This window comes from Sodalis praecaptivus (genome assembly GCF_000517425.1).
Lineage (GTDB): Bacteria > Pseudomonadota > Gammaproteobacteria > Enterobacterales > Enterobacteriaceae > Sodalis_A > Sodalis_A praecaptivus.
The window spans coordinates 2,669,420-2,690,802 of the sequence record NZ_CP006569.1 but is presented as its reverse complement, the minus strand read 5'-3'; the positions used below and the strand labels follow the sequence as shown (position 1 = coordinate 2,690,802).

Genomic DNA, 21,383 nt, shown 5'->3' with positions numbered 1-21,383 from the left:
GGTCAACCTTATGACTACGCCATCAAAGAGTACGTTTCTACAACGTCCTCAAAGTTAACCTTTTGACTACGCCATCAAAGAGAACGTTTCTACAACGTCATCAATGTGAACCCTACGACTACGCTATCAAACAGAGTACTTCAACAACGCCATCCAAGCGAACCCTTCGACTACGCCATTAAACAGGGTACTTCAATAACGTCATCCATGTGAATTTTGGCGAGAAAACGGCCGAAATGATCTCTGTTAGTTGTTACTTTTGTGACGTTGTCACATAAACAATGTCGCAAACATGAAGCGGCGGTTATACCCCGTAAAGCATTAATAAATGTTAATGATGGGGAAAAAATCGGGATTTTACACTACACCTTATAACTCGACTCAACTCGGCAACCGGGACGCGACAGCGTCTACGATAACGGAGGAGCAGTAATGAAAGCAGTCGTTTACAACGGGCCGCGTGATGTGGCGGTGAAAACGGTACCGGATGCGCGGATTGTGAAACCGACCGACGTGCTGGTTAAGATTACCACCACAAATATTTGCGGCTCAGATTTACATATGTACGAAGGGCGGACCGGCTTTGAGCCAGGCCGGATTTTCGGCCACGAAAATCTGGGGCAGGTCATCGAGATTGGCAACGCGGTGGAGCGGGTGAAGGTGGGGGATCGGGTCTGTTTGCCGTTTAACATTGGCTGTGGTTTTTGCGAGAATTGCGAGCGGGGCCTGACGGGTTTTTGTCTCACCGCAAATCCCGGCGCCGCCGGCGCGGCCTATGGCTTTGCCGAGATGGGGCCCTGGGAGGGCGGCCAGGCGGAATTGCTCCGCGTTCCCTATGCCGATTTCAACTGCCTCATTCTGCCGGAGGATGCCGCCGAGAAAGAGGATGACTATGTCATGCTATCCGACATTTTCCCGACCGGTTGGCACGCCACCGAGCTGGCGGGTTTGCGACCCGGCGATAGCGTCGCTATTTACGGCGCCGGCCCGGTTGGGCTGATGGCGGCACACGCGGCGGTCATCAAAGGCGCATCACAGGTGCTGGTGGTGGATACCCATCCCGACAGGCTGGCGCTGGCCGAAAAACTTGGCGCCACGGCCGTCAACGCGGTGGGGGATGCCGCGGTGCAAAAGATCCTCGATCTGACCGACGGCCGAGGTACCGACTGCGGCTGTGAATGCGTCGGCTATCAATGCTGCAACAAACATGGGCATGAAGATAATGCCGCAACGATGAACAGCTTGGTGGCCTCTACGCGTGCCACCGGCGGTATTGGCGTGGTCGGCGTTTTTGTGCCGCAGGATCCCGGCGCCGCCAGCGAGCTGGCGCAGGCCGGCAAGATGCCGTTCGATTTCGGTAGTTTGTGGTTTAAAGGCCAGCAGATCCGCACCGGCCAGGCCAACGTGAAGGCCTATAACCGCCAATTGGCGCGGCTCATCCATCAAGGCAAAGCCAATCCCGCGGCGATTATCTCCCATAGGCTGAAATTGGCGGAGGCGCCGGCGGCTTACGGCCATTTTGACGAGCGCGCTGCCGGCTGGACCAAAGTCATTCTTAAGCCCTGACGCCGAGGTACCGCGCTACCGTCAGGCGAGGCAAATACGGTTGCGTCCCTCGCGTTTGGCCTGATAAAGCGCGGTATCAGCCCGACTCACCATTCTGGAAGGGGATTCATCGCCGCTCGCCGGCTGTCCCACATAAACGCCGATGCTCGGGGTGAGGCTACCGGTGGGGCTGGCCTGGTGCGCAATCGCCAGCCCGGTTATCGCCTCATACACCCGCTGTGCGACCTCCCGCGCGCCCGCCTCGTCGGTTTGCGGCAGCAGGATAATGAATTCCTCGCCGCCGTAGCGCGCTACCCGATCTCGGTGCCGCAGTGAAAGCGCTTTCAGCGCCTCGCCGATCCGTTTTAGGCAATTATCGCCGGCGACGTGTCCGTAGAGGTCGTTAAATTGTTTGAAAAAGTCGATATCCAGCAAAATAATGCCTAGCGCATCGTGGCTTAGCACCGCACGATTGAACTCGTCGGTGAGGGCCAGATCGAAATGGCGACGATTATACAGGCCGGTGAGTCCGTCGCGACGCGCCAAATGCTCCAGAGACCGGTTGAGCTTACGCAGCTCGCGCTGAGCGTGGCGCAATTCTTCTTCCACCCGCATGCGGCGGCGAATTTGACGAATAAACGAAATCGCCAACAGGCTGAGCAGCGCCAGAAAAATCACCACCAGAATCAAATGACTTATTGCATCTTGACGCCAGTCCACCAGCGCCTGATCCAGCGACATACCGGTGGTGATCGCGACGGGAAACTGCTGCAAATGAGTGAAGCTGTAGATTTTTTGCGCATCCTGGCCATTGAGGGCGCCCGTCATGACCCCTGAAGCCTGCTGGCCAATATGCTTTTGATAAAGCGGCGTTGCGGAAATCGAGCTGCCGATCGCCCGCTCGTTGTAAGGATGACGATAGAGTAGGGTGCCGTTGTTGAGCATCATCATCAAGGTGGAATCATCGTCTATCACGAAACGGGCGTAGAAATGGCGGAAATAGTCAATGACGACGCTTTCTAACAGTACGCCGGCGAAACTACCGTCGGGGCGATTAATGCGTAGCGAGACCGGTAAAATGAGCTCGCCGGTAAGCCGGCTGCGAATCACTTTGCCGATATGCAAATTAGCGTCATTGTGATCGCGGTGGTAGCGGTAATAATCGCGATCGGCGAAATCCGTATTGGCCGGCAAAACGTTGTCTGAGGTGGCAACCATATGCCCCGCGGCGTCATAGAGAAAAATGCCGTGTACCTGCGGCAGGGCGCGCATTTTGGCGGTGAAAAGCGGGTGTAATTGCCCCTGCTGCGCCGCAGCCAAACCGTCCTGAGCGATACGTTGGGCCAAATCGGTTAACAGGATCTCGGCCTGCATGAAAGTATCATTGGCATGCTGAGAAAGCGCCTGAGTCAAATTGAGAATATTGGTTTGGGAACGCGACAGCGCAAGCTGATAGGTATGGTAAAGATGCCAGCCGGTCAGCGAGACGAGCACCACGGCCAAAAACAGCGCGGAGGCGGCTACCTGAAGAATCAGCGAAAAACGAGGCGGCCCATCCAGCGAATCGGTATCGTCGTTGCGACGCCCGCGGCCAAAAAAATGTGTAAGTTTTAACATATGACCCGCGCGCAGCTCCCCGGCGAATTTGAAATACTTTCCCTCCCTCATGCAAGTATTTATGGCATTTCGCCGTTCGTCAAAATTATCGCTGTTGATATTCATAGGCGATGACAAACGCGCGCAGGGGAAGCAGGCGCTTGTCTGCGTTGCGCGGGTGACGCCCTCAGGTGGCGGTGCAGATAAAATACGGTGAATACAGCATGTTCAGCAGCAATGCGTTCTTATCGATCCTTTTCATCTGCGGTAAAAATGATGAACCGAGGGGCATCAGGATCTGGTCAGCAAGCCTTTTCGGCGTGTTGTCGAATGTGGAAATATTTTCCTTGGTGATGATAATCTCATAGAGATCTTTGTCATTTTTGAGCTGATAGCTGAAATGTTTGATGCGCTGCAGTTCATAAGTTTTATCGTTGGCGCTAAAAGTCCCATTAAGAATGTAAAAACCTTCCGCGGCGTTGGTAAAATACATGCGAACATCCACCACATAGCTGTAGGTGCCGGGAAAAGTATTGGCTTTCATCACCATCAACCCTGAGCAGTTGAAGCCTGATAGCGATTGCTTATGCTGGTGCAGATAAAAAAGAAAGCCCGCGATGAAGCACATCACCACAATCACGATGAGCCTTTTCATGTCTCGCTCCAATTGTAAAAGAAGAAATTTAAACAATTGGAAATCTGGCCATCCTCATCTTTACGACACTTGGCCATGAAAGTACGGACATTGATATTATCCTGGATAAGAGGATCGGGGATGAGCGTTTTAGAAAAAATGATGATGTAATTGTTTTTGCATTTTTCCACATTCCCTTTCATAGCTTCGGCGATCCGCAAACGGTAGTCCTCTTTTTCCAGGCCGGGAATGGGGTGGAAAGTATAAACTTTGCAGGTATTGATCTGGCTGAAGAAGTATAGTTTCTGATTATCATCATCTTCATAATAAATATACGCCATGACAACAGTCAGCAGCGTGACAATCACCATTAAAAAGGTCAGCGCACCATTGATATTTTTTCGCCCGCCGGTAAGCATGACGGGATGCGCTATTTCCACCGGGAATTCATTCACCGCGGGAATGCATGTCGCCTGGGTGATATCGTCGTCCAGCGTGCTTATCACCAGCTGATCATTTAATTTCAACCCGCGCTTAGGAATTGTGACTATCGCTGAGGCATCCAGCCCTAATGAGGTTAACCCCTTACGTATTAAACTAACCTGTTGATTTAAATTGCCATTAGACGGCTGTAGACCGTGGGCGCTCCAGACGCTGGCAAAGAGATGCTCTCGGGTCACCGGTTCGCCGGTCCCGCGATACTGAATAAGCTCCTCCAATACCCGGCCGGCGGAATTGGACAGTTTTACTGATGTATCGGCATCATCCACCAGCGTGAGAAGGTATTCGGTGGTATCAAACGCCACGGTTGAATTGATAATATACTTCATGGGCTACTCCATATTGACCAGCCTCTGGTCAATATTCATACCAGACGTTTTTGTTTATAGATGTACCTGTTAAAGAGAAGACCCTGCCTTTTCTGCGCATAATATCGTGAAGAGAATTCTAACGTTATGAAGGCCGCGAATTGGATAATTATCATATTTTCAGGATTATATCCTTGTTAACTCTTAAAAAGAGATTTTTTGTTTTAAAAATATCAAAAAAGTTTTAAAATCTAAAAAAACTAACAAAACCAGCACAAAAAACCTTAACTAGTCTGCGACCGCCCCTCATAAGCGACAAAAATAGAGAGTAATCCTTCAGGCTGCGAAATAATGAGGCGATTTAACCCTAATTTTAGCACTACATAGACAAATTGACGCTGTACCAAAAATTGCATAGCCACATTATTTCAGGTGCTATAAGGTTACTCAATCAGGTAAATAACGGATGCCGCATTCAGCGTACGGTGTAAGCGTTATCAAGCAAACGCCGGATGATCTTCTGTCGTCTATGGTTAATTCGCTTCGTTTTCTAAAACAGCCAATGGGAAATAGGGGCGGCGAGGACATAGGCGTTGGCGTGGAAAATTTATGGCGGGCTAAAGCGTGCCGCCGATAGCGATGGCATAAGCGTGTAACCCTTCCCACCGGCAGGCAGCGTCGCTTCGCGCGTAAGCCGCTGTTGCCCCCGCGCCGGCGCCTGCCGCCCTGGCCGCTTTGCACCGTTCAGGACACGCCGTCCATGCGCCGTTGTAAGCCGGGGGAACAGGGCGCCGCCGCACCGCGGCCCAGCGGGATGTTGTCGTGCAGCGGCCTGGGTCTGACGCTATGCGGGATAGGACCTGGGCTGGTTAGCGGATCGTCTCCAGGGGAGGGTAACAGCGTCTGCCTGCGCGGTGCGGGTGTAAGCGGCGAACGCAGCGAGCCGCATTCGCTCGCCTTGCCGCAGCATGGCTGAGGGGATCCACTGGAGATAGGTGGTTAGCGTAGTCAATCGTCCTGCGAGCTGGCTTTTAGTAGGGCAAGCGCGGCGCTGGCGTTTATCCCTCGTCACGACGCAATAAGCCAATTGGCTTGACGCCGTCATGGGGCTTTTTTTGCCTGCCGAAAGATCATTTTCGTTTCTGACGGGTTAATGACATTACGCCAAGTCGCCGTGTCCGAGCGCTGGCGCGATCCTGCGGAGTGAAACAGGCGTTGAAACATTGGCGGCAATAAGTTATTGAACTTGGTGTCGGCGCTAATAAGCCAAATACGCGTTGGCGCATATTCAAATATTATAATAAATGCAAAATAAATAGTTTTACCGCTATTTCTTATACCAGCGCTAAATAGAACAGCGGCAATGGGCAAGTCATATGAAAAATGCCCGCCGCTGCTGTCGCATTCAGTTACAATTTGGGCGGGTACGGCGATCAGTGGTTGCCGTGAAAAATCCGTTCGCTCTCTCCGTCCGCGTTAATGCGCACTGACCCGGTTGACGTCGGAGAATCGCTGGCGCGCACTGCATCGCGCGCCAGATGGTCATGGCCAGGAAGCCGGTTATTTTTGCAAAAGGAAGTGATATGTACGTTGACCTACAGGGGCGTTCGTGCCCAGCCTTGGCGCCGCGCGCGATGTCGCTGCTGGCGTTATTTGCCTGCGGTGTTGCCCCCGGCGCGCGCGCCGGGGAAATCCTTGCCGCCGAACGTGGCGTCCGTTTGGCGCAAGCGGTTTCGCCCACGGCCGCACGCGACGTCGACCCGATACCGGCGCTGACGCCCGCCGCCGAACCCGGCGTCCGTTCGGCACAGGCACCATTAGTACCAAAGGAGCGCGATACCCCCGCCGATTCCCCCGAGCAGGACGTCATTACCGTGACCGCCCCCAAGGGGTCCCCACTCTCGGTGTCTTTGGCGCCCAAAATACCGCGACAGCCCGTGCCCGCCAGCGACGGCGCCGATTACCTGAAAACCATTCCCGGTTTTGCGCTAATCCGCAATGGCGGCACCAATGGCGATCCGGTGTTTCGCGGGATGTTCGGTTCCCGGCTGCGCATGCTGGTGGACGGGGGAGAAATGCTCGGCGCCTGCTCTTCACGCATGGATTCCCCTAGCGCCTATATTTCCCCGGAAAGTTTTGACATCGTGTCGTTAACTAAAGGTCCCCAGACCGTCCTGTGGGGACCGGGCGCCTCCGCCGGCACCTTACGCTTTGAAAGGCTGCCGCCGCGCTTTGACGCGCCGGGGATGACGGTGCACGCCAGCGCGCTCGCCGGCTCAAGCGGGCGGTTAGACGAGAATATTGATGGCGCTTTCGGCAACGCGTCAGGCTATCTGCGCTTAATGGGCAATGTCTCCCGCGCCGGCGATTATCAAGATGGCGCGGGTCAGCGGGTCTATTCCGGCTGGCGTAAATGGAACAGCGATGTGGCGGCCGGCTTTACCCCGACACCCGATACCTTGATGGAGCTGACGGTGGGCCGCGGGGACGGCAATGCCCGTTACGCCGCGCGCGGTATGGACGGTACTCGCTTTGCGCGGGAAAGCATCGGCCTGCGCTTCGAGCAGCATGCGCTAGGCGAGGTGCTGGACAGCGTCGAAATGCGGGGCTGGTACCATTACACCGATCACGTTATGGATAACTCTGCCCGGCGCAGCGCGCAGCGCCTGTCGCGTCAAGGCGGCGCAGCATCCGGCAATTGGGTCCCTCTGCGCAGCAACGTTGACCGTTTGACGCTCGGGGGCCGCGGCATCGGCACTTGGCAATGGCAAGATGTACAATTGCAGGGCGGGGCGGACTTGCAGGTCAACCGGCACCGGAGAAAGGTTGGTGGCCGCTGGCAGGAGGACGCGGAATTTCAGGACAGTGGCCTGTTTGCAGAAGTCAGTTGGCGGTTCAGGCCGACGCAGACGTTGATAAGCGGCATGCGCCTTGAGCATACCGCGGCGCAGTACCATGGCGCGCGCGGCTCGGAGCGGCGCAGCGAGGTGTATCCCGCCGCTTTTGTTCGCCTGGAGCACCAGCCCGAGACGCTGCCGTTGATGACCTATGTCGGCGTGGGGTTAACCGAGCGGTTCCCTGACTATTGGGAACTCATTACGCTCAGAGCCGGTCGGGGCGCCGGGCAGGATGCATTCCACCGGCTCAAGCGCGAGAAAACCGCGCAGCTCGATTTCGGCGCGCATTGGCAACTGGCGCCGCTGGACGCCTGGGCATCGGGCTATATCGGCCAGGTGCAGGATTTTATCTTATTCCGCTATGGCGTTCCGCGCCCGAACGCCAGCCGGGCAGACAATATCGATGCCCGCATTTACGGCGGCGAGTCCGGGTTGGGTTACCGCTTCAATGAACGCTGGCGGCTCGAAAGCAGCCTGGCCTGGGCGTATGGGGAAAATCGGGATACGCGCCGGCCGCTGCCGCAGATCCCGCCGCTCGAGGGGCGGCTGGCGTTGACCTGGGACGCGGGAGACTGGAGCGCCACCGCGCTGTGGCGGCTAGTGGCGGCGCAACGCCGAATCGCGCCTAACGAAGGCAATGTGGTCGGTAAGGATTTTGACCGCAGCGCTGGCTTTGGCGTTATGTCGGCCAATATGGCTTGGCAGGCCGCCGCCAATATCAAAATCAGCGCCGGGGTGGATAATTTGCTCAACAGACGCTATAGCGAACACCTTAACCTGGCGGGCAACCGCGGTTTTGGCTACTCCGCGGATGCGCCGCTGCTGGAGCCGGGCCGCACGATCTGGGCCAGGGCCGGTGTAACGTTCTAACGCCAGGGCGATATGCGTCGCGTCGCGCTGGCACTTTGGCCGCCGGGGGATCTATCGCCGGGGAGTCTAGAATAACTTTTTAACCGTCAATTCAGCAGGTGCTACACTGTGAAGTTGCGCCCCTGCTTAAGGCAATGGCGGTAACGGCGGGTTGGAAGGCTGGCGCATGCCAGCCCTGACGCCTTTAGCCTGTTCCCATAAATCCATCAGCTGCCGCTCGGCATAAACGGCATTCCGGCGCCATGGGCAGCCGTCGGCGATGGACCGGCGTTGTGCGGCCGTTGCCATTTAGCGCCGCCGCGGTGTTGCTGATAACGTTGCCACCGTGGGTATCACTACGCCCGCCAATACGTCCCGCGCGGCCGGCGCCGTATGCTACCGTCGAGCGAAAACGTGTCGGCGCCGCCGAAAGCCAACGTTGAGCGAGAAAGATTTCGGCTGGTGCCGAAGGTCAACGTTGAGCAAGAAACACTCCGGCTGGCGCCGCCCGGCGTGACTGAGGAATTGATCGTACCGATCGTATCGGCGCTGCGATGGGTAAGCAGCGCGCACGACGCGCACAGGCTAGACGCGCGCAGGCTATATGACTTGACGCGGACCGGTGAGACGGTCCGCCAGCGTTTAGGGCTCATCAATAGGAGAGCATTATGTCCGCAGAAAAAATCCCCGTATGGTTTATCACCGGCTGCTCTACAGGGTTTGGCCGGGAGTTGGCGAAACGCGTATTGTCACGCGGCTGGCGGGCGGTGATCACCGCCCGCGATGTGCAGCAGGTCGCGACACTCGCGCAGGACGCGCCCGATCGCGCACTGGCGCTGGCGCTGGATGTGACCGATGACGCGGCGATCGCCAGCGCGGTCAAGGCGGCGGTCGACAAATTCGGCGCTATTGATGTCCTGGTAAATAATGCGGGTTACGGGTATCAAAGCGCCGTTGAGGAAGGTGTCGAGCAGGAAATCCGCGCGCAATTCGACACCAATGTATTCGGCCTGTTTGCCTTAACCCGCGCGGTGCTGCCGTTGATGCGCGCGCAGCGCCAAGGGTATGTCATCAATATCACCTCGGTGGCGGGGCTGGTGGGTTTCCCCAGTTCCGGTTATTACGCGGCAAGCAAACACGCCGTCGAAGGCTGGTCAGATGCGTTACAGGCGGAGTGCGCGCCGCTGGGCATCAAAGTGACCTGCGTCGAACCGGGTCCGTTCCGCACCGATTGGGCCGGGCGCTCTCTGCGCCAAACGCCGAGTATGCTGGCGGATTATGCCGATACCGCCGCGGCTCGGATGAAAACCACCGCCGCCAACAGCGGCAAACAGGCCGGCGATCCGGTGCGCGCCGCCGACGCAATGCTGGATCTGATCCTGCACGGGCGGCCACCGCGCCATCTGGTGCTTGGCGCCTGGGGATTCGAGACGGTGACCGGCAAATTACGCGAGCGGTTAGATGAAATGGCGGCCTGGCGCGACGTCAGCCTCGGCGCCGATTACCCGCAATAGGCACGCTGCACTGCGGCAGGCGCAACGCGCCTGGCGATCGGCGGCGGCCGTCCGTTTCGGCGCGAGATAACTGCCCTGGGCGATACGCCATGGCCGCGTTAACGCCGCAGGTAAACCTGCGGCACGCCATCATCTTCTTGGGTTTGTACGCGAAGATCGGCGTGATAGCAGGCGCGCAATTGCGCTTCCGTCAAGACCTCCGCCGGCGTACCGTTGGCGATAAGTCGCCCTTGCCGCAGCAACAGTATCCGATCGGCCCACAGCGCCGCCAGATTGACATCATGCAGTACGCAGCAAACGGCCAGCTCGCCCGCGCGGGTGAGTTGATACAACAGGCGCAGCAATGCCTGTTGGTGATAGAGATCCAGCGCCGAGGTGGGTTCATCGAGAAACAGCCATCCCGCCGGTCCGTCCTGCCGCCACAATTGCGCCAGCGCCATCGCCAGGCGCACCCGCTGCTGCTCACCGCCGGACAACCGGCGGAACTCCCGCTGCGCCAACATCTCGCAGCCGGTCAGCGTCATTACCTCTTCGAGCAAGGGCGCGCTGGGCGTGCCGGGCCAGGGCGCGCGCGCCATCGCCAGCACCTCATTCACCTTGAAGGGGAACGCCACGCCACCGTGCTGCGCCATCACCGCCCGCCGGCGCGAAAGCTGGGCGGCCGGCCAGGCGGCCAGCGCGCGACCCTGCAATCGACACTGTCCCTGGAGTGGGTCGAGATAGCCGCTCAACATCCGTAAAAGGGTCGATTTACCGGCGCCGTTGGGGCCAATCAGGGCCACCATCTCACCCGGCGCCAATGTCAGCGAGACGGCCTCGATCAGCAGGCGCCCGCCAACGCGGTAATGAAGATTGTCGGCGCGGAATAACGACTCAGACACCGGCCGCCTCCCGTCTGCGCAGGATCAACCACAAAAACCACGGACCGCCCAACAGGCTGGTCAGCAGCCCTACCGGCATCTCCGCCGGGGCCACGGCGGTGCGCGCTACCGTATCCGCCAGCAGCAGCAATATGGCGCCGGCAAGGGTCGCGCCGGGCAACAGCCAGCGGTGATCGGCCCCGAGCGTCATGCGAATCAGGTGTGGCACCACCAGGCCAACGAAGCCGATCACGCCGCTGACCGCCACCGCCGCCGCTACCAGCAGTGCGCTCGACAACAGCAGACGGCGCTGGGTTCGTTTGACGTCCACGCCAAGGTAATGCGCCTCTTCCTCACCCAGTTGGAGCACGTTGAGCGCGGTGGACAACCGTTGCACCAGCAGCGCCGCGGGCAATATCAGCGATGCGGCGGCGGCCACCGTCGGCCATTGGGCCTGACCGAGACTGCCCATGCCCCATAATGACAGTTGGCGCAACTGCTGGTCGTTGCTTAACCAGGAGAGCACGCCGGTCGCCGCGCCGCATAAGGCATTGATGGCGATGCCGGCGAGCAACAGACGCGCCAGACCGGCGCTGAAACTGCTCAAAGAGAAAATCACCACGGTCACGGCGAGGCTGCCGATAAAGGCCGCCGCCATCGATGAGTAGAGCGCGAAAATCGGCGTCAGCGTAACGGGCAATACTACCGACATCCCGACCGCCAGCGCCGCGCCGCTGCTAATGCCGAGCAGCCCAGGATCGGCCAGCGGATTGCGAAACAGCCCCTGCATCACCGCGCCGGAGAGCGCCAGCGCGGCGCCCACCAGCAGCGCCAGCGCCACCCGGGGCAGCCGTATACTGAACCAGATTTGCCAGAGCATGCCGTCGCCGGGGCTGTGCCAGACATCGGAAAGCGTGAGCCGCATAGCGCCGAATCCCGCCGCGGCCACGGCTAATGCCAGCATCAGCGCCAACATCATTCCCAAAATGAGCAGAGGTTTAGTCGCGCGCATAGGGCTCAGGGCTGCCTGGCCGCGGCCGTGCGCAGCTTGACTATCGCCGCTGGCGTATCCAGACCGAAACCCAGCAGCGCCATATCGTCCAGCACCAGCAGCCGGTGATGTTTCCCCGCCGGCGTCATCGCCAGTCCCGGTAATTGCCAGACTTTCTGCTCGCCGCCGAGAGTTTTTACCCCGTCAGCGGTCAGCAGCACCATATCCGGCGCGCTGGCGATGATGCCCTCCGCGGATAGCGGCTGATAACGGCTGAAGCTCTGCATGGCGTTTTCCAGCCCGGCGGCGCGAATAGCCGCATCTGCGGCGGTATCTTTACCGGCGGCCATCGCCGACATGCCGCTATGGCTAAGAATGAAGAGTACTTTGACCGGCAGCGTGCCGGCGGGAATGGTGTTCAACTGCTCATGCAATTGGGCAATCAGTTTTTCGCCCTGCGGCGTGCGGTCCAGCGCGCCGGCGACGGTTTGAATTTTGCGGTCGATGGCGCTTAGGGAACTCTCGCCCGGCACGCTGACCACCCGTACCCCGCTATCGGCCACCTGCTTGAGGGCCAGCGACGGTTTGGCCAGCTCGCTTGCCAGCACTAGGGTCGGGCGCAGAGCCAGAATGCCCTCCGCGTTCAATTGCCGCAGGTAGCCGACATCCGGTAAGCGGCGCACCTGATCCGCGGGCTGAAGACTGGTACTGTCGCGCGCCACCACCTCCGCACCGCCACCCAGGGCAAACGCGATTTCGGTCACATCGCCCCCGATGGTAACCACCCGCTGTTCGGCCAGCAGCGTAAAGGGCATGGTGAGAAGCGCCAGCGCCAAACAACCTCGCGCGGCGAGGTTCGGCACCGCGCGCCGGAACCTCACCCGCAGCCGATGAACGGCCGAAAGGCGTGGGCGGCGCGGCACCACGCCGCTGTGCGGTTGAGGGCGCGGCGCGGGTATTGCGCGCGCGGTCAGCACCGTTATTACCCTGTTCTTGTTCATAGGATGATCTCCGTGTAAAAAGGGCGAGCGCGTGGCGCCGCCGCGCCGATGCCGGTGAGATTATCCGTCACCGTGGGCATCAAGTGTGGCACCTGGCGCTGCCGGGCGGCAAGCCGCCGTAAACGGTCAAGTGAGGATTGCGTCACGACATCCGAGTTGAAAGAATGATAACGCCTGACGCGGGTTTTCCACTGCCGCCAGAAAAATCGCCCGACGCGGGCTTTCCGCTGCCGCCAGAAAAAACGCCCGACGCGGGCTTTCCGCTGCCGCCAGAAAAAACGCCCGACGCGGGCTTTCCGCTGCCGCCAGGATAAACGCCACGTGCGGCCTCTCGGGCGCAGGCACAGCGGTTGTGCGCGCAGGTCGGTAGACCGGCGGCGGCAGGATAACGCTCTGGCGTAAACGGCGTGACTCATGATAGGCGTTAACGGTCTCTAATTGGGCGGGACGATAGCAAGGCGTCGGTCCCGGCTCTTGGCCGTCTGCCGCCGCGAAAGGGGACCGCAATCCCTTTAGCAGGAACAATAATACGAACTATTATCGTTATCAATATCGAACTGTGATTTTTTTGCTTAAAAGGCATGTAAAATAGAGGGTTATACGGGAGCTCGCCTATCGCGTTGAACCCGCTATGGCGTCTCTCGCGACGGGAAAAACAGCGTAAAGCGCGTTAGGCGATCCTGGCTTACCACCGCGCAGTGGCCGTGATGCAGCTGCATAATGCTGCGCACGATAGAAAGCCCCAGACCGCTGCCGGTGGCAGAATCGTGGCGGGACGCATCCACCCGATAGAAACGGTCAAAGATTCGCGCCTGCTGCGCCGCGGCGATGGTGTCGCCGTGGTTCTCCACCGACAGCGTCACGCCCTCGCGCTGCGTTTGGACACTTACCCGGATGGTACTGCCGCTTTGTGCGAAGCGGATCGCATTGGCCAGCAAATTGGCGAGCGCGCGCCGCAACAGGTCGCCATCGGCCCAGAGGGTGCCCTCCGTGGGATAGACCATTGTCAGCTGACGCTCCTCGGCCGGCCCCTCAAAATAGTCCGCCAGCGGCGGCAACACCGTCGCCAGATTTACCTGTTCGCAATGGATCGCTTGGCTGGCGTCCTGCGCCTGCGCCAGAAACAGCATGCTGTCAATCATGCGCGATAATCTCAACAGCTCTTCAAAGTTGGATCCCAGCAGCGTTTCATAGTATTTGAGGCTGCGCGCCTGCGTCAGCGCCACCTCCGTTTGCCCGAGCAGGTTGGCAATCGGCGTGCGCAGATCGTGGGCCATATCGGCCGACACCTGGCTGAGCTGCTGAAAGCTGGTTTCCAACCGGTCGAGCATTTGATTGAAGGCCGCCACCAGCGCCAGTAGCTCCCGCGGTACGTGATGTGGCCGGATGCGCCAGGCCAAATGGCGCACGTCGATGGCGGCGGTTTCCTGCGCCAGGCGATGCAGGGGGCGCAGCCCGCGTCGGGTCAGAAACGCGACGCTGAGCGCGGCAATGGCGGTGGCGACGATGATCAGCAACAGCATTTGGTGGCGGTAACCCGCCAGCGTGCTGGTACGCTCCGTCATGAGCCTGCCGGTAATAATTTCCACTTCACCCGGGCCGTTGCGCGTTTTCGCCAGGGCGGAGGCGGAGATAAACGGCGTGCCGTCGCGCGCAAGCTCGTGACGCACATTTTTCAGCGCCAGCGGCTGCTGGGCGGGCACCGCGGGGATGTCCGGTATGGTTGCCTTGCCGGGATTGACCTCAATAAGCGGCGGTTGACCGGGAAAGCGCAGCACCAGCAGCGACTCGGTATTGCCGAGCATATTGGCAAACAGCCGCGGCTTGGTACGAATGAGCTCCAGCACATCCTCGTTGAGCAACAGGGTGCGGATCTGATCCATCCGGTTCAGCAGGGCCGCATCGTCACGCACGCTGATTTGTTGCGCCAGCGATTGATACAGCGCCATCCCCGTCAGGATCATGACCAGCAGCACGGTAGTGGAAATCAACAGCGACAGGCGCGCGGTCAGCGACAGGCTTTTCATGGCGTATCGTCGCCCTCGCAGCGGTAGCCCACGCCGTGCACGGTATGGATCAGGGGGTGAGGGAAAGGTTCGTCGACTTTTTGCCGCAGACGGCGCACGGCCACATCTACCACATTGGTATCGCTATCGAAATTCATATCCCAGACCCGCGAGGCTATCAAGGTACGGCTCATCACCTGTCCGGGATTGGACATTAGCAATTGCAGCAGGTTGAACTCTTTATTGGTCAGATCGATTCGCCGGCCGGCCCGCTCCACGCGCCGTTTGGCGATATCCAGCCGCAGGTCGGCCACCGCGAGAAGCTCTTCACGTTTCACCTGCATGCCGCGCCGCAGCGCGGTACGGATGCGGGCGAGCAGTTCGGCAAAGGAGAAAGGCTTGATGAGGTAATCGTCCGCCCCCAGCTCCAGCCCTTTGATGCGGTCGTCGACGGTGCTTTTGGCGGTAAGAAAAATCACCGGTGTATCCAGCAGAGAATCCAGCGTTTTCATGACTTCCCACCCGTTAACCTCCGGCATCATCACGTCGAGCAGTATCAAGTCGTAATGGTACTCCTGGGCCATAAACAGCCCTTCGCGGCCGTCGCTCGCGACATCAACGACATAACCGGATTCGGTCAAACCGCTGCGCATATATTCCCGTGCTTTGGGCTCATCATCAATGACCAGTATTTTCATCGTTCACTCCGTCGCAGCAAGGGAATAGTGCGCAGCGGGGGATCATTTCACCGCCTGCGCGGCGGCCTGCTCGATCAATGCCGCCACCTCTTTAGGATGGGATTCATACACCGAATGGCTGGCGCCGGCAACTTCTACCGTATGGCTTTTGGCGCGTTGAGCATACATCCGTTCTAAATCCGGATTGATGATTTTGTCCGCTTTGGCGACCATGTACCAGCTGGGTTTGGTTTTCCAGGCCGGGTTGTCGATGGTCGTGGAGAAAATACCGGCGGCGGTGGGCATCTGCGCCTGCGCTTCAAATTTAGCCTGTTTGGCGGGCAGATCCGCCGCGAAGTCACCGGGATAATTGGCCGGCGCCAGCATCATAAAACCATCCGGCGTTTTCACATACGGATGCGCGCTATTGGGGTATTTTTTGCCGTTACCGCCGCTCGACTCGCCGACGTCCAGCGCATGGGCTGCGATATACACCAGGCCCGCCACGTGCGAATCATTGCCCGCTTCGCTGATGATCGTACCGCCGTAGCTGTGGCCCACCAGGATGACGGGGCCGTCCTGCTGGTCCAGGACGCGTTGGGTGGCGGCGACGTCTTCCTTGAACGAAGTCAGGGGCTCCTGCACCAGCGTCACCTTATAGCCATCTTGGGTAAGAATGTCATAGACCGGGCGCCAGCCGGCTCCACCGACAAAGGCGCCGTGCACCAGGACGATGTTTTTTACGTTTTCGGCCTGCGCTGCGGTGCTGACGCCCGCCATCAGACAGACGGTGGAAAGGGCGATGATCTTGATGGATTGACCGAGGGTCAGTTTCATGGCGTGTTCCTCTCGTGAGTAAGTATAGGTGTTCATTGCATAGAGGAGTGTAGGCGGGTGAAACTGACCGCGGCATGAGCGAGTTATGACAAAAGTATGACGTCGCCGGCGGCCGATAGTGCAGAGCGGCCCGGAGCAAACCCGAGACTCACCGGCGGCAGGTGCGCTGTGCCGCCGGCGTCAACGCACCTGCGCCGGACGGCGACGCGTAATGTGGGCCAAGCGTGTGCGCCGGGTTGCGACAGGGCCGCGCCGTCGGCCGTCTTAGCCCAAATTAATGAGGCGGAACGTGGCGCGGTAACGACGAAATGCCCAAATACACAGCCCCAGGCCCAGCAAGGCAATCAGGGCGCCCACCAGACCGATGTCGTCCATCGAGAGAAACAGGCTGACCTGATTACCCAGCAGCGCGCCGGCGCCGATACCTAGGTTAAAAATGCCGGAAAACAGCGCCATCGCTACATCGGTGGCGTCCTGTGCCATACCGAGCACTTTCACCTGCAAACTGAGGGCGAGGGCGGTCATGGCCATTCCCCAGAGCACGCACAACAGCACAATGCCGACATTGTGCGGCGCCAGCGGCAACAGCAGGAGCAGGCACACCATCAGGCAGGCAATGACGCCCACCAGCAACGCGGTGGGATGGCGGTTGCCCAACAGGGAAAATAGCAGGCTGCCGAGGATACCGGCGGCGCCGAACAGCAGCAGCAGCATGGTGGTAAAGTTTTCGCCGGCGGCCGCCACGCGCTGCATGAAGGGTTCAATATAGCTATAGGCGGTATAATGGGCGGTGACCACCACCACGGTAATCCCGTAAATGCTGACCAGCGCGGGGCGGCGAAACAATTCCGGCACGCTGCTCAAAGAACCGGAATGGTTGCTCGGCAAACGCGGCAGCAGGCGCCATAGCAACAGCATGATCGCCAGCGCGGTGATGCCAATAATGCCAAAGGTAATACGCCAGCCCAAATATTGGCCGATAAGCCTTCCCAACGGGAGCCCGAGTACCATCGCCAGCGCGGTCCCGGTGGTCAGCAGGCTGAGCGTTTGCGCCGATTTCCCTTTCGGACCGACTCGAATCGCCAGCGAGGCGGTAATCGACCAGAACACCGCATGCGCGAGCGCCACGCCGATGCGCGAGCACATCAGCACCCAGAAATTCCAGGCGAAGGCGGTGAGGACATGGCTTGCGATAAACAGCGCGAAGGTGCCCATCAGTAACGCACGCCGCTCCATCTTATTGGTCAGCAGCATTAGCGGGAGCGACATCAGCGCGACCCCCCAGGCGTAGACGGTGATGATTAACCCCACCTGGGCCGGCGTCATGGCGAAGCTGTCGGCGATAGCGCTGAGAAGTCCCACCGGTACAAACTCGGTGGTATTGAAGATAAAGGCCGCCAGCGCCATGCATAGCACCCGTAGCCAGGCTCTTGAGCGGCTGGTGCGTGGCGTAAACGGCGGGCGGGCCCTGGAACGGCGGGAGGAATGGGTCGTTTGCATTGCGATGACAGCCAACAAAGTAGAAATGAGCGGAAAGCACCGGGCGCCCTGAGGTGCCGTCGTGGGCAGCGGGGGCCGACAACGCCCGGCTGCGTGATGACAGTTTACTCTGGATCTGTGATCTGTGCCGCTTTTTTTAGCCGGTTTTCGCTGATCCCCGCCCGCCGTTTAGGCCAGCACCAACCGTTTGATTTCCTGTAAAGTGGAAATACCCTCCATCGGACCCTTACGCGATACCGCCAGCGCGCCGCTGGCGTTAGCATAGGTCAGCGCCTCGCTTACCGGATAGCCGGCCAATAGCAGACTGACAAACGTCGCGCCGAAACAATCGCCCGCGCCGGTGGGGTCCACCAGCGGCGTCTGGTAGCCCGCCACATGCAGCTCGCGCAGCTCGCCCCGCAGCCGCTGGTAATGGCTGGCGCCGTTACCGCCGCGTTTGATGGCGACATGCTGCACCCCTCCCGCCAGTAGGTCGGCCACGATGGCCGCTTCCGATTGATTGCGGCCGTGGGCGAAGTAGGGCATCTCCCCTTCGCTGGGCAAAAAGATGTCGGTATATTCCAGGATATAGTCGAACGCCTGACGCATTTCGGGGATATTCATCATCTCCTTGCGAATATTGGGATCGAAGGAGACGGTTCCTTGATTGGCCTTCACTATCTGGATCACTTTGCGCATGGCGTCAATAATACGAAACGAAAACAGCGACGACCCCATGATATGAAAGTGCTGGCAGCGTTCAAGCAGGGCGGGTTGAATATGATCCGGGGAAAGAAAGCCGCAGGCGCTGCTGGGAATATTAAAAATGAAATCCCGCTCGAGAGGGGTACGATAGCTGACGAAGGCGGTGCCGGTGGGGGCTTTGTCCACCCGGGTTATCCCCTCGGTAGCCACGCCTTCCTGGCGCAGCCGCTCAATATTAAGCTCGCCGAAATCGTCGTTGCCGACGCAGCCGAACAGCAGCGAACTGAAACCCAGCCGGGCGACCTGCGCGGCGAAAATGGCGGGCGCGCCGCTGGGATAGGGGCCGAGGAACTCCCCGGGCCGGGTAAAGCCCTGGTTGTAGTTTTTACATAAAAATTCCACCAGTAACTCACCCATGGTGCAGATGCTCACAGACATAGCGTCCCCTTTAATCCCCAGTAGAATCCCGATTAGTCCAGGTAAAACACTCATTATTGCTGTAGCGGATAATGAAATCCGACTCGAACAACTGCTGTTGATAAAATCCATTCACCGCGCCGCAGGTCACCAGATTGTCCAACTGGGTCAATTGGCCGGCCGGCGCGTGATTGCCCTCGGGCGGCGGATAACCGGTGACCAGCAGGGTTTTCATCTGCGCCATATCGAGCACCCGCTGATAATGCGGGGCCAACTGCGGCAAATCGCCGCTGAGCGCGCCGGTGGCGTCCAGTGAAGTGGCCTGCAAAATACAATGGGAGAGCGTGTAATGTTGCACGACGCTGTCCAGCGTTTTGCCGGCCAAAACGTGACGATTACGGATCATTTCGCTGCCTGCCAGGATCACTTCGCCATCGATAAACTCATCCGCCAATAGGGCATGCTGCAGGTCGTTTACAATGAGCCGCAGCTTTTTCCGACCGCTCAGCAAGGGGATGACCTTGCGGGTAATGGCGCCGTGCCCTAGAAACAGGGTATCCCGATCGGCCACCAGGCGCGCGCAATGCAGCGCCATCTCCAGCTCAGCGGCACGGTTGGGTACTGCGCCGACCGGCGGCGCGACAGCCTGCGACGCGGTGGCGGCGGCGGTGGAAATGGCCCCGCCGAACGAACGTTTTAAATATCCCTGCTGCTCCAGGTAAGCCAAATCGCCGCGGATAGTGACGCCGGACACGCCCAACTGCTCACAAAGACTCTCGACCCGGATTTCTCCCTGCTTTCGTACAATCTCAGCGATTTTCAGTCGCCGCTTCAGTAAGTTGGATGATTTTCTCGGCACGTTGCCATCCTGGATAAGCGGTAAATAGCCTCACTATAGTCCGCAAACTTTTCAATTGAAAGTTTCAGGCAACCCAGACCGGCGCCCGCACGGGCGCGGTAAACGGCCCGACCGGCACGCGCCGTCGTCGACGATGGCTTCCCGCGCGGCGCATGGCGCGCGGCGGGCAAGGTAAATTAAAAGTGAAATTAATAATAAACCTTAATAATCATTATGTTAACCTTAAATAATTGTACCATTGCCCTTGGCGGGACAACAGCCTTTTTAACGCGCAGAGTGAGAGACCGGACGGGGAAAAGGCAAATAGACCGAATAGCGACTAACACTTTCGTTTTACAATAACTATTATTTACGTTTTGTAAGTATTGTGCTTAAATTTGATCGCTGTCACGCCATTTTTACGACCTAACCTCTATATTAGGTTATAATTTGAAGGTTATTATAATTCCCTTGCAGCTTATAAGAAACGGATGGCGGTGAAGAACGGGAAAGTAGGGCTTTTGCGCTAACCGCTCACGCCGCCCTTGGTTAAGGAGAAAGCGATATGCCTGTTATCTCCAGCAAATACTTGCTGCTGAAAGCGCAACGTGAAGGGTATGCGGTACCGGCGTTTAATATACACAATCTTGAAACGTTGCAGGTGATCGTGGAAACCGTGGCGGCGCGGCGTTCTCCGGTCATTCTAGCCGGAACGCCCGGCACGTTCACCTATGGCGGCACCGCGAATCTGGTCATGATCGCCCGCGCGCTCGCCGCGGAATATCAACTGCCGCTGGTGATGCATCTGGATCATCATGAAACGCTGGCGGATATCAGTGCGAAAGTGCATGCCGGTATTCGCTCGGTGATGATCGACGGCTCGGCGCTGTCGTTTGAGCGCAATATCGCGCTGGTGCAGTCGGTGGTGGCATTCAGTCATCGTTTTGATGCCAGCGTCGAGGCTGAATTGGGACGGCTCGGCGGTCAGGAAGACGATGTGATGGTGGCGGCGCGCGATGAACTGTTTACGTCGCCGCAAGCGGCGGCGGAATTCGTCGACCGTACCGGTATCGATTCTCTCGCCGTGGCGATCGGCACCGCCCACGGGCTGTATAAAGCTGCGCCGCAGCTGGATTTCGCCCGGCTGGAGCAGATACGCCAACGGGTGAGCGTGCCGCTGGTGCTGCACGGTGCGTCCGGTCTGGCGGACGAGGATATTCGCCGTGCCATCGGTCTGGGGATCTGCAAGGTCAATGTGGCTACCGAGCTGAAAATGGCTTTTGCCGGCGCTCTGAAAGCGTATCTGCTTGCGCATCCCGACGCCACCGATCCGCGCCATTATATGCCACCGGCGAAACGGGCGATGAAAGGCATTGTCGACAAGGTGATTACACTTTGCGGCAGTGAAGGCAAAAGTTAACCTTCGAGCCGTGAACGTCATGGCGTCAGGTCGGGAATTCCCACTCCTGTAGCGCCTTCAATACGCTGACAGCGGAAATAGCGGGGATATGACATTCCTTTTCCCGGTACTAATAATGGAAGGGACTGCGCTGGGCTTAGCCAATGGTGGGATAACGGGCAATGTGCCAACGGGGTTTTCGCGGCGAGCGTCGGTCGCATTATTATTTGAGTAACGAATGAATTCGCTTACATATAAAATAAAATGATAAAACCAATAATAAAAATAAAATAATTTTGGCTATTGGCTATTGGCTATTGGCTATTGGC

Annotated in this window: 17 protein-coding genes; 5 read left to right on the top strand and 12 right to left on the bottom strand. The window is 58.5% G+C overall.

Features of this window, described 5'->3' with window-relative positions; all coding sequences use genetic code 11:
• The first annotated feature begins 432 nt into the window (after positions 1-432).
• Positions 433-1,566, top strand: coding sequence for a glutathione-independent formaldehyde dehydrogenase (locus SANT_RS11840; protein WP_025422509.1), 1,134 nt, complete (start codon positions 433-435; stop codon positions 1,564-1,566).
• Between the two features lie 21 nt (positions 1,567-1,587).
• Here SANT_RS11840 and SANT_RS11835 read toward each other — a convergent pair whose 3' ends face one another.
• The 3 genes from SANT_RS11835 to SANT_RS11825 form a co-directional block, all read right to left on the bottom strand.
• A complete protein-coding gene (locus SANT_RS11835; RefSeq protein WP_158500158.1) occupies positions 1,588-3,162 on the bottom strand; it encodes a sensor domain-containing diguanylate cyclase in 1,575 nt (524 codons plus the stop codon).
• 166 nt (positions 3,163-3,328) lie between these two features.
• Positions 3,329-3,796, bottom strand: a complete 468-nt coding sequence (locus tag SANT_RS11830; RefSeq protein ID WP_025422507.1) for a FidL-like protein — start codon at positions 3,794-3,796, stop codon at positions 3,329-3,331.
• Complete coding sequence (locus tag SANT_RS11825; protein WP_025422506.1) at positions 3,793-4,605, bottom strand: winged helix-turn-helix domain-containing protein; 813 nt, start codon at positions 4,603-4,605, stop codon at positions 3,793-3,795. The genes SANT_RS11830 and SANT_RS11825 overlap by 4 nt, the downstream gene beginning before the upstream one ends.
• A gap of 739 nt (positions 4,606-5,344) precedes the next feature.
• On the opposite strand from SANT_RS11825, the gene SANT_RS24135 reads away from it, so the two are divergent.
• From SANT_RS24135 to SANT_RS11815, 3 genes are all read left to right on the top strand, one after another.
• Entirely contained in the window at positions 5,345-5,560 is a 216-nt protein-coding gene (locus tag SANT_RS24135; RefSeq protein WP_148296279.1) for a hypothetical protein, read from the top strand.
• Between the two features lie 607 nt (positions 5,561-6,167).
• A complete protein-coding gene (locus tag SANT_RS11820) occupies positions 6,168-8,351 on the top strand; it encodes a TonB-dependent copper receptor (protein ID WP_025422505.1) in 2,184 nt (727 codons plus the stop codon).
• Positions 8,352-8,998: 647 nt separating this feature from the next.
• Positions 8,999-9,844 carry an oxidoreductase gene (locus SANT_RS11815; protein ID WP_025422504.1) on the top strand — a complete coding sequence of 282 codons (846 nt, stop codon included), beginning with the start codon at positions 8,999-9,001 and terminating at the stop codon, positions 9,842-9,844.
• A gap of 98 nt (positions 9,845-9,942) precedes the next feature.
• On the opposite strand, the gene SANT_RS11810 is transcribed toward SANT_RS11815, so the two are convergent.
• The 9 genes from SANT_RS11810 to SANT_RS11765 form a co-directional block, all read right to left on the bottom strand.
• Positions 9,943-10,725, bottom strand: a complete 783-nt coding sequence (locus tag SANT_RS11810; RefSeq protein WP_025422503.1) for a heme ABC transporter ATP-binding protein — start codon at positions 10,723-10,725, stop codon at positions 9,943-9,945.
• Positions 10,718-11,716 (bottom strand): FecCD family ABC transporter permease, encoded by a 999-nt coding sequence (locus tag SANT_RS11805; RefSeq protein ID WP_025422502.1) that lies wholly within the window; start codon positions 11,714-11,716, stop codon positions 10,718-10,720. The genes SANT_RS11810 and SANT_RS11805 overlap by 8 nt, the downstream gene beginning before the upstream one ends.
• 5 nt (positions 11,717-11,721) lie before the next feature.
• The gene (locus SANT_RS11800) at positions 11,722-12,510 is read right to left on the bottom strand and encodes a heme/hemin ABC transporter substrate-binding protein (RefSeq protein ID WP_038669655.1); all 789 of its coding nucleotides are present in this window, start codon (positions 12,508-12,510) and stop codon (positions 11,722-11,724) included.
• Between the two features lie 815 nt (positions 12,511-13,325).
• On the bottom strand, positions 13,326-14,723 hold the full coding sequence (locus SANT_RS11790; RefSeq protein WP_025422499.1) for a heavy metal sensor histidine kinase: 1,398 nt from the start codon (positions 14,721-14,723) through the stop codon (positions 13,326-13,328).
• Positions 14,720-15,400 carry a heavy metal response regulator transcription factor gene (locus SANT_RS11785; RefSeq protein WP_025422498.1) on the bottom strand — a complete coding sequence of 227 codons (681 nt, stop codon included), beginning with the start codon at positions 15,398-15,400 and terminating at the stop codon, positions 14,720-14,722. The genes SANT_RS11790 and SANT_RS11785 overlap by 4 nt, the downstream gene beginning before the upstream one ends.
• A 42-nt stretch (positions 15,401-15,442) precedes the next feature.
• On the bottom strand, positions 15,443-16,159 hold the full coding sequence (locus SANT_RS11780) for an alpha/beta fold hydrolase (RefSeq protein ID WP_398460020.1): 717 nt from the start codon (positions 16,157-16,159) through the stop codon (positions 15,443-15,445).
• 321 nt (positions 16,160-16,480) lie between these two features.
• Positions 16,481-17,716: a sugar transporter gene (locus SANT_RS11775; protein ID WP_025422496.1), complete on the bottom strand. Its 1,236-nt coding sequence runs from the start codon at positions 17,714-17,716 to the stop codon at positions 16,481-16,483.
• Between the two features lie 168 nt (positions 17,717-17,884).
• The gene (locus SANT_RS11770; RefSeq protein WP_025422495.1) at positions 17,885-18,838 is read right to left on the bottom strand and encodes a sugar kinase; all 954 of its coding nucleotides are present in this window, start codon (positions 18,836-18,838) and stop codon (positions 17,885-17,887) included.
• 10 nt (positions 18,839-18,848) lie between these two features.
• A complete protein-coding gene (locus tag SANT_RS11765) occupies positions 18,849-19,676 on the bottom strand; it encodes a DeoR/GlpR family DNA-binding transcription regulator (RefSeq protein ID WP_025422494.1) in 828 nt (275 codons plus the stop codon).
• A gap of 544 nt (positions 19,677-20,220) precedes the next feature.
• Between SANT_RS11765 and SANT_RS11760 the strand changes: the two genes are divergently transcribed.
• Positions 20,221-21,075, top strand: a complete 855-nt coding sequence (locus tag SANT_RS11760; RefSeq protein WP_025422493.1) for a tagatose bisphosphate family class II aldolase — start codon at positions 20,221-20,223, stop codon at positions 21,073-21,075.
• The last annotated feature ends 308 nt before the right edge of the window (positions 21,076-21,383 follow it).

Bases quoted from the DNA above. Each gene is read 5' to 3' on its own strand.
- SANT_RS11840 (WP_025422509.1), top strand. From the start codon at position 433: ATGAAAGCAGTCGTTTACAACGGGCCGCGTGATGTGGCGGTGAAAACG.
- SANT_RS11835 (WP_158500158.1), bottom strand. From the start codon at position 3,162: ATGTTAAAACTTACACATTTTTTTGGCCGCGGGCGTCGCAACGACGAT.
- SANT_RS11830 (WP_025422507.1), bottom strand. From the start codon at position 3,796: ATGAAAAGGCTCATCGTGATTGTGGTGATGTGCTTCATCGCGGGCTTT.
- SANT_RS11825 (WP_025422506.1), bottom strand. From the start codon at position 4,605: ATGAAGTATATTATCAATTCAACCGTGGCGTTTGATACCACCGAATAC.
- SANT_RS24135 (WP_148296279.1), top strand. From the start codon at position 5,345: ATGCGCCGTTGTAAGCCGGGGGAACAGGGCGCCGCCGCACCGCGGCCC.
- SANT_RS11820 (WP_025422505.1), top strand. From the start codon at position 6,168: ATGTACGTTGACCTACAGGGGCGTTCGTGCCCAGCCTTGGCGCCGCGC.
- SANT_RS11815 (WP_025422504.1), top strand. From the start codon at position 8,999: ATGTCCGCAGAAAAAATCCCCGTATGGTTTATCACCGGCTGCTCTACA.
- SANT_RS11805 (WP_025422502.1), bottom strand. From the start codon at position 11,716: ATGCGCGCGACTAAACCTCTGCTCATTTTGGGAATGATGTTGGCGCTG.
- SANT_RS11800 (WP_038669655.1), bottom strand. From the start codon at position 12,510: ATGCCCTTTACGCTGCTGGCCGAACAGCGGGTGGTTACCATCGGGGGC.
- SANT_RS11790 (WP_025422499.1), bottom strand. From the start codon at position 14,723: ATGAAAAGCCTGTCGCTGACCGCGCGCCTGTCGCTGTTGATTTCCACT.
- SANT_RS11785 (WP_025422498.1), bottom strand. From the start codon at position 15,400: ATGAAAATACTGGTCATTGATGATGAGCCCAAAGCACGGGAATATATG.
- SANT_RS11780 (WP_398460020.1), bottom strand. From the start codon at position 16,159: ATGGCGGGCGTCAGCACCGCAGCGCAGGCCGAAAACGTAAAAAACATC.
- SANT_RS11775 (WP_025422496.1), bottom strand. From the start codon at position 17,716: ATGCAAACGACCCATTCCTCCCGCCGTTCCAGGGCCCGCCCGCCGTTT.
- SANT_RS11770 (WP_025422495.1), bottom strand. From the start codon at position 18,838: ATGTCTGTGAGCATCTGCACCATGGGTGAGTTACTGGTGGAATTTTTA.
- SANT_RS11760 (WP_025422493.1), top strand. From the start codon at position 20,221: ATGCCTGTTATCTCCAGCAAATACTTGCTGCTGAAAGCGCAACGTGAA.